The organism is Streptomyces odonnellii (assembly GCF_000981895.1).
GTDB lineage: Bacteria > Actinomycetota > Actinomycetes > Streptomycetales > Streptomycetaceae > Streptomyces > Streptomyces odonnellii.
Genome location: NZ_LATD01000570.1, coordinates 1 through 1,573 on the forward strand (window position 1 = coordinate 1; position 1,573 = coordinate 1,573).

General features: G+C 69.0%; 2 protein-coding genes and 1 tRNA gene. 1 reads left to right on the forward strand and 2 read right to left on the reverse strand.

Annotated elements, in window-relative coordinates; all coding sequences use genetic code 11:
* Positions 1 to 145 precede the first annotated feature (145 nt).
* The gene (locus WH07_RS35150; protein ID WP_046509191.1) at positions 146 to 496 is read right to left on the reverse strand and encodes a winged helix-turn-helix transcriptional regulator; all 351 of its coding nucleotides are present in this window, start codon (positions 494 to 496) and stop codon (positions 146 to 148) included.
* A gap of 130 nt (positions 497 to 626) precedes the next feature.
* Between WH07_RS35150 and WH07_RS35155 the strand changes: the two genes are divergently transcribed.
* The gene (locus WH07_RS35155; RefSeq protein ID WP_046509189.1) at positions 627 to 1,241 is read left to right on the forward strand and encodes an FMN-dependent NADH-azoreductase; all 615 of its coding nucleotides are present in this window, start codon (positions 627 to 629) and stop codon (positions 1,239 to 1,241) included.
* A 98-nt stretch (positions 1,242 to 1,339) separates the two neighbouring features.
* Here WH07_RS35155 and WH07_RS35160 read toward each other — a convergent pair.
* Positions 1,340 to 1,426, reverse strand: a tRNA-Leu gene (locus WH07_RS35160).
* Between the last annotated feature and the right edge of the window lie 147 nt (positions 1,427 to 1,573).

Genomic DNA, 1,573 nt, shown 5'->3' on the forward strand with positions numbered 1-1,573 from the left:
CGCGCACCCTCAGCCCCACCCGGCCAACGCTCTTGGCCAACGCCCCCCGGCCAACGCCACAGACCTCCCCGAACGCCCCGACGGCCAGGAACCCCTCAAAGCTCCGAAGCCCCCGAAGGCCCCAAGCACCAAAGCCCCGAGCGTCCTAGCACCCGCCCTCGGGCGGCTCCCGCAGATTCGATTCGGCCCACACCCGCAGCTCCTTCAGCGCCGGCTCCATCGCCGCGCCCGCGTCCGTCAGCCGGTACGCGACCCGCAGCGGCGGCCCCTCGTCGACCTCGCGCACCACCAGCCCCGCCGCCGCCAGTTCGGTCAGCCGGTCCGAGAGCATGCGCTCGCTGATGCCGGGAACCGCCCGCCGCAGCTCGGCGAAGTAGACCGCCCGCTGCATGAGTACGGAAATGATCGGGCCCGACCACCGCTTGCCGAGCAGTTCGAAGACGCGCGTGATGCTCACGTCGACCTTCTTGCACTCCTCCGCGCCATGGTCCGCCATGCCCACAGCGTACCGGTTTCCAGAGTCGGGATGAAAAAAAGTAAGCGACTATGTTATCCATAGGTGCGAACGGAAACTCCGCTCGCCTACCCATCCGGTACGCCGTTTCAAGCCCCCCATGGAGAACGTCATGGCCACGCTTCTGCACATCGATTCAGCCGTCTTCCCGGAAGGCTCCGCCTCGCGCGACCTCACCGCGACCTTTGTCAAGTCCTGGCTCGAGCAGCACCCCGAGGGCAAGGTCGTCTACCGCGATCTGGCCGCCTCCCCGCTGCCCCACCTGGACATCACCGCCGCGTCCGCGGGCGCGGGCAATGCCCTGCGTGCCGAACTGGCCGCCGAGCTGGCCGAGGCGGACGCGGTCCTCATAGGCGCGCCGATGTACAACTTCACGATTCCGTCGACCCTGAAGGCCTGGCTGGACCAGGTAATCATCGTCGGCCACAACGCGGGCCCGGAGAGCACGCTGGCGTCCACGCCGTTCACCATCGTGGCCAGCCGCGGCGGTTCGTACGCTCCCGGCACCCCGCGCGAGGAATTCGAGTTCGTCCAGACCTACCTGCAGAAGGTGCTGACCGGGATGTTCGGCGCGACCGACATCGACTTCATCGTCCCGGAGCTGACCCTCGCCCACTCCAAGCCGGAGATGGCAGAACTGGTCCCGCTCGCCGAGGCGTCCCGCGCCAAGGCCCAGGAGGAGGCCACCCAGAAGGCCAAGGCGCTCGCCGCCCGCCTCGCCGCCTGACCGACCGCGCGCCCTGCTGCCCGTCCCGGGCAGCAGGCACGGCACGGTGGGCACAACGAAGAACCCCCGCTCCGGAGAGATCCGGAGCGGGGGTTCTGTGGTGCGCGAGGGGGGAGTTGAACCCCCACGCCCTTGCGGGCACTGGAACCTGAATCCAGCGCGTCTGCCTATTCCGCCACCCGCGCATTGGGTGTGCCGTCCGGTCCCTCACCTGCTGGTGTGTGTCCCTGGCGACATCAGGAAGATTAGCACGGTGGCGAGGGTGGCTTCACATCCCTTTGTTCGCGCGACCCCCGGACGCCCCCGGGGCGACCCCGCAACGACCCCGGCAC

Excerpts from the sequence above, each read along its gene's own strand:
- WH07_RS35155 (WP_046509189.1), top strand. The coding sequence starts at position 627 with ATGGCCACGCTTCTGCACATCGATTCAGCCGTCTTCCCGGAAGGCTCC.
- WH07_RS35150 (WP_046509191.1), bottom strand. The coding sequence starts at position 496 with ATGGCGGACCATGGCGCGGAGGAGTGCAAGAAGGTCGACGTGAGCATC.